This window comes from Arthrobacter sp. 05L45_2 (assembly GCF_056397525.1).
In genome coordinates this window covers 1-5313 of record NZ_JBFTNO010000219.1, presented here as the reverse complement: position 1 = coordinate 5313, position 5313 = coordinate 1, and the positions used below count along the sequence as shown (strand labels likewise).

Genomic DNA, 5313 nt, shown 5'->3' with positions numbered 1-5313 from the left:
CGGCCAGGTCTACGTCATGAAATACGGGCACGAGTTCCACACCCGGTGGTGCGGTTCAGTGGCGGCCAAGTGGGCCTCGGCGCCGCGCGGCCTTCTCGTGACGATGCTGGCCGACGTCGGGGAGCGCACCCGCTGCCCGGAGTGCAGCCGGTCCGCGGCCGCGGCGTCGTCGGCAACCCGGAAAGCATCCCGCCACCGCGGCTCCGCACCGGACGCGCCCGCCCCCGACGCCTCGACGCCCAACCTCCTCATCCCGCTGACCGTCGTGGGGCGCGCGCACGGCATCCTCTATCTCGGGGCTCCGGCAGGCAACCGGGAACTGCTCGGGAATACCGCGGTGGAGCCGGCCACCCCGCTGCTGGTCAACGGGCGCCGTGACGGCACGGTGGTGCGGGTGGACATCAGCAGGGACCAGCCGCTGCTGGTGATCCAGATGGATCCCCGCGCCATTTTCCGGGACGGCCCCTACCAGGTGCGCCTGCGGCCTCCGCTGCGGCGCTCGGCGACGAAGCCGTATGCGGTGGAGCTGGTCGAACCCGCGGAGCCCTCCGCCTGACGGTGGTCTGCGCTCCGGGAGGCGGGAAACCGGGCGGCGGGAAACGGGAAGCCGGGCTCCGGGAGGGACGGGAAAGGCCGGCCGGAGCAACCTTGCGATTGCCCCAACCGGCCCCTCAACAGCGCAAATCATTGCGCGTCCGCGGAAGGTAAGAGATTCGAACTCTTGGTACGGGGTTACCGCACACTGGTTTTCAAGACCAGCTCCATCGGCCGCTCGGACAACCTTCCCTAACGAGTAGTCTTTCATAGCCGGTAGGCAGCCACAAAAAAGCGGCGGCGCTCGCAGACGCCGTCCGTTGGGGCCCCTACTCTGGAAACGGGTGCTGCCTGTGCCGCGTGCATCGGGCGCCCTGCCCGCAAGAAATCAGTAAGGAATCGGGAGTTCTCCATGAAGGCTGTCTACATCTCAGAGCCCGGCGGTCCGGAGGTCCTGGAACTTCGGGAGGTCCCGGCACCGGTGCCCGGTCCCGGCGAGGTGCTGATCGACGTCGTTGCCGCCGGGCTCAACCGGGCCGACGTGCAGCAGCGTATGGGCTTCTACCCGCCTCCTCCGGGTGCCTCCGAGGTCCCGGGACTCGAAGTGTCCGGGCGGATCGCCGGGTTTGGCCCGGGGGTTACCAAGCCGTTCTCCGTCGGGGACAAAGTGGTGGCGTTGCTGGCCGGCGGCGGCTATGCGGGCCAGGTTGCGGTTCCGGCCGGGCAGGTGCTGAGGATTCCCGACGGCGTAGACCTGGTCACCGCTGCGTCGTTGCCGGAGGTCGCGGCCACTGTTTATTCGAACCTGGTCATGACGGCCCAGCTCCAGGCGGGGGAGACCGTGCTGATCCACGGGGCCACCGGCGGCATCGGCACTATGGCCATCCAGCTCGCCAAAGCCTTGGGCGCCAGCGTGGCCACCACAGCCGGCTCGGCCGAGAAGGTCGGCACCGCGAAGGCCTTCCTCGGTGCCGATATCGCCATCAACTACTCCGAGGAGCACTTCCCGGACAGCCTTCGCGAACAGAACGGCGGGAAAGGCGCGGACGTCATCCTCGACGTCGTCGGCGCCAAATATCTCGGCCAGAACGTCGACGCGCTGGCCGACTACGGCCGGCTGGTCGTGATCGGGCTGCAGGGCGGCACCAAGGGGGAGCTGGACCTCGGCCAGCTGCTCCGGAAGCGGGCTGCCATTATTGCGACTTCACTTCGGCCCCGGCCAGTGGAGGAGAAGACGGTCATAATGAACGCCGTCCGTGACGCCGTCTGGCCCTTGCTGGCGGACGGGCGGATCCACCCTCTGGTCGCGAAGACTTTCCCGTTGGACCAGGTCCAGGCCGCGCACCGCTACTTCGACTCCGGTGAGCACGTGGGCAAGGTACTTCTGGTCATGTAGCAGGATGTGACCAATTGCATGCGCGGTCCGGCATATCTATGCGGGTCTCCGGGGCAAACGACGATAGTGTGATTCCATACGGGGTATACACGCGTCTTGGGGCGCGTGTATACCATCGTCCAGCTACCCTCGGGAGCACCATGTCTATCCGCCACAGCCTTCTCGCGCTGCTGCAGGACCGGCCGCGCTACGGGTATCAGCTCAGGACCGAATTCGAGGACCGCACCGGTTCGTCCTGGCCCCTCAACATCGGGCAGGTCTACACCACCCTCGACCGGCTGGAACGCGACGGCCTCGTGCAAAAAGACGGCGCGGACGGCGAGGGCCACGTCGTCTACAGCATCACCGCCGCCGGCGTCGCCGAGGCCCAGGACTGGTTCCGGGCGCCCGTGGGCCGTACCAGCCCGCCCCGCAACGAGCTCGCCATCAAACTGGCCCTCGCGCTGACCCTCCCGGGCGTCGACGTCGGCGCACTCATCCAGGCCCAGCGGGCCGTCTCGATCCGGGCCCTGCAGGAGTACACCAAAGCGCGGCGGGAGAGCGTCGTGCACCCCCGCCCGGCGGACACCGCGAAGCTCCTGGTCCTGGACTCGCTGATCTTCCAGACCGAGGCTGAGGTCCGGTGGCTGGACCTGTGCGAGGCCCGCCTGATGCAGCTCGCCGGCCCGGCCTGAGCGCCCCATGTGACGCCGTTCACCGCGGACCCTGCGCCGCTCAACGAGCCGTATGGCAATGCGGCCGCGGTGACAGGCCCAACCGATCACGGCGTTGATAGGGTGCCATGGGCGGATCCGACTGCTGATCGGCCACGGGTTTCTCAAGGAGGAGACATGGGCACAGTGCCAGACCGCGGGCCAAGCACCGCGCAACTCGACGACGCCGACGACGGCATCACGCCGGTGCCGGGGCTGCCGGCCACCGCCGTCGACGATTCCGTCCGCGACGCCGAAGAGCGCAAGTGGACCCCCACCAAAATCGCCCTCTGGGTAGCCATCGCGCTGCTGGGCGGAGTCGCCTGGTTTATGCTCGCGATCGTCCGCGGCGAGACCGTCAACGCCATCTGGTTCGTGTTCGCCTCGGTCTGCACCTACCTGATCGGCTACCGGTTCTACTCCAAGGTGATCGAACGCTACATCACCAGGCCCAACGACCGCCGCGCCACCCCGGCCGAGTACAAGGCGGACGGCAAGGACTATGTCCGCACCGACCGTAACGTCCTGTTCGGCCACCACTTCGCCGCCATCGCCGGCGCCGGACCCCTGGTGGGCCCGGTCATCGCGGCCCAGATGGGTTACCTGCCCGGCACCATCTGGATCATCATCGGCGTCGTCCTTGCTGGCGCCGTCCAGGACTACCTCGTCCTCTTCTTCTCCATGCGTCGCGGCGGCCGTTCGCTCGGCCAGATGGCACGCGAGGAACTCGGCGTGATCGGCGGCACCGCAGCACTTATCGCCACCCTCCTGATCATGGTGATCATCGTCGCCATCCTGGCCCTCGTTGTGGTCAACGCCCTCGGCGAGAGCCCCTGGGGTGTGTTCTCCGTCGGCATGACCATTCCGATCGCCCTCTTTATGGGCGTCTACCTGCGCTACCTTCGCCCCGGCAAGGTTATGGAAGTCTCGCTCATCGGCTTCGTGCTCCTGATGGCCGCCATCATCGGCGGCGGCGCCGTGGCAGGCACCGAATGGGGTGCCGCGTTCTTCCACCTGGACAAGGTCACCATCGCCTGGGGCCTGATCATCTACGGYTTCATCGCCGCGATCCTGCCCGTSTGGCTGCTSCTGGCMCCGCGCGACTACCTCTCCACMTTCATGAARATCGGCGTKATCGTGATGCTGGCCCTGGCCATCATCGTGGTCCGGCCCGAGATCACTGTCCCGGCCTTCAGCGAGTTCGCGTCCCGTGACAACGGCCCCGTCTTCTCCGGAGCCGTCTTCCCGTTCCTGTTCGTGACCATCGCCTGCGGCGCCCTCTCCGGCTTCCACGCCCTGATTGCCTCCGGCACGACGCCGAAGCTGATCGAGAAGGAACGCCAGACGCGCCTGATCGGCTACGGCGGCATGCTGATGGAATCCTTCGTCGCCATCATGGCGCTCGTGGCGGCCATCTCGATCGACCGCGGCATCTACTTCGCCATGAACGCCCCCACGGCACTGACCGGCGGAACCGTGGAAACGGCCGCCCAGTGGGTCAACAGCCTCGGCCTGGCCGGCGTTAACATCACTCCGGATGTCCTGGCGCAGACCGCCAAGGACGTCGGGGAGCAGAGCATCATTTCCCGGTCCGGCGGCGCGCCCACCCTCGCCGTCGGCCTCGCCCACATCATGCAACAGTTCATCGGCGGCACCGCCATGATGGCGTTCTGGTACCACTTCGCGATCATGTTCGAGGCGCTCTTCATTCTGACGGCGGTCGACGCCGGTACGCGTGTCGCCCGCTTTATGCTGYAGGACTCGATCGGCAACTTCGTTCCGAAGTTCAAGGACCACTCCTGGCGGCCCGGGGCGTGGCTCGCCACGCTGGTGATGGTGGCCGCATGGGGGCTGGTGCTGCTGATGGGCGTCACCGACCCGCTGGGCGGCATCAACACGCTGTTCCCGCTCTTCGGCATCGCCAACCAGTTGCTCGCGGCCATCGCCCTGTCCGTGGTGCTCGCGATCGTGGCCAAGCGCGGCACCTTCAAGTACCTCTGGATCGTGGCGCTCCCGCTGGCCTTCGCCGCCGTCGTGACCATCACAGCGAGCTTCTACAAGATCTTCTCGCCGGTCCCCGCCGTTGGATACTTCGCCAATAACGCCGCCTTCGCTAAGGCGCTGGCGGACGGCAAGACCTCCTTCGGTACGGCTAAGACGCAGGCCGCCATGGAAGCCGTGGTCCGCAACACCATGATCCAGGGCTGGCTATCGGTGATCTTCGTGGTGCTGAGCATCATCGTCATCATCACCGCACTGATCGCGACGGCGAAAGCTTTCCGTAACGCCTCGGCCGGGATCGCCAACGTGGAGTACGAGGATCCGGCCCAGCCGTCCCGCGTCTTCGCGCCGGCGGGCCTCTTCCCCACTGCTGCTGAGCGGGAGCTCGGCGCGGAGTGGAAGAACCTCCCGGCCGACCAGCGGCTCGAACACTCCGCCCGGCACTGACGGTTGCTGCAAAAATGAACGTTCTCGTCGCGGGTTTCCGGAGCGTTGCTGATTATTTCAGTGGCGTCTTCGGAGCTGACGCCTACAAAAAGTACCTGGAGCACCACCAGGCATCCGGCCATGACGGCCCGCCCCTGGCCGAGCGGGCGTTCTGGCGGGACCGCACGGACCGGCAGGACAGCAACCCCCAGGGCCGCTGCTGTTGATCAGCCGCCGGCCGGAAGGCGCCGCCGGGAACTCCAC

General features: G+C 67.1%; 4 protein-coding genes, 1 tRNA gene and 1 pseudogene. 5 read left to right on the top strand and 1 reads right to left on the bottom strand.

Annotated features, from left to right (window positions below; genetic code table 11):
- Positions 1 to 556: pseudogene (locus tag AC1DHD_RS14130) on the top strand (hypothetical protein); the annotation flags it as partial.
- A 142-nt stretch (positions 557 to 698) separates the two neighbouring features.
- On the opposite strand, the gene AC1DHD_RS14125 reads toward AC1DHD_RS14130, so the two are convergent.
- Positions 699 to 786: transfer RNA gene (locus tag AC1DHD_RS14125), tRNA-Ser, on the bottom strand.
- Positions 787 to 946: 160 nt separating this feature from the next.
- Here AC1DHD_RS14125 and AC1DHD_RS14120 point away from each other — a divergent pair.
- The 4 genes from AC1DHD_RS14120 (at position 947) to AC1DHD_RS14105 (ending at position 5276) form a co-directional block, all read left to right on the top strand.
- Complete coding sequence (locus AC1DHD_RS14120; RefSeq protein ID WP_476880317.1) at positions 947 to 1930, top strand: NAD(P)H-quinone oxidoreductase; 984 nt, start codon at positions 947 to 949, stop codon at positions 1928 to 1930.
- 140 nt (positions 1931 to 2070) lie between these two features.
- A complete protein-coding gene (locus AC1DHD_RS14115; protein WP_476880316.1) occupies positions 2071 to 2604 on the top strand; it encodes a PadR family transcriptional regulator in 534 nt (177 codons plus the stop codon).
- Between the two features lie 156 nt (positions 2605 to 2760).
- A complete protein-coding gene (locus AC1DHD_RS14110) occupies positions 2761 to 5070 on the top strand; it encodes a carbon starvation CstA family protein (protein ID WP_476880315.1) in 2310 nt (769 codons plus the stop codon).
- 14 nt (positions 5071 to 5084) lie between these two features.
- Complete coding sequence (locus AC1DHD_RS14105) at positions 5085 to 5276, top strand: YbdD/YjiX family protein (RefSeq protein ID WP_476880314.1); 192 nt, start codon at positions 5085 to 5087, stop codon at positions 5274 to 5276.
- Positions 5277 to 5313 lie beyond the last annotated feature (37 nt).

Coding starts and splice junctions, on each gene's coding strand:
- AC1DHD_RS14105 (WP_476880314.1), top strand. CDS start 5,085: ATGAACGTTCTCGTCGCGGGTTTCCGGAGCGTTGCTGATTATTTCAGT.
- AC1DHD_RS14120 (WP_476880317.1), top strand. CDS start 947: ATGAAGGCTGTCTACATCTCAGAGCCCGGCGGTCCGGAGGTCCTGGAA.
- AC1DHD_RS14115 (WP_476880316.1), top strand. CDS start 2,071: ATGTCTATCCGCCACAGCCTTCTCGCGCTGCTGCAGGACCGGCCGCGC.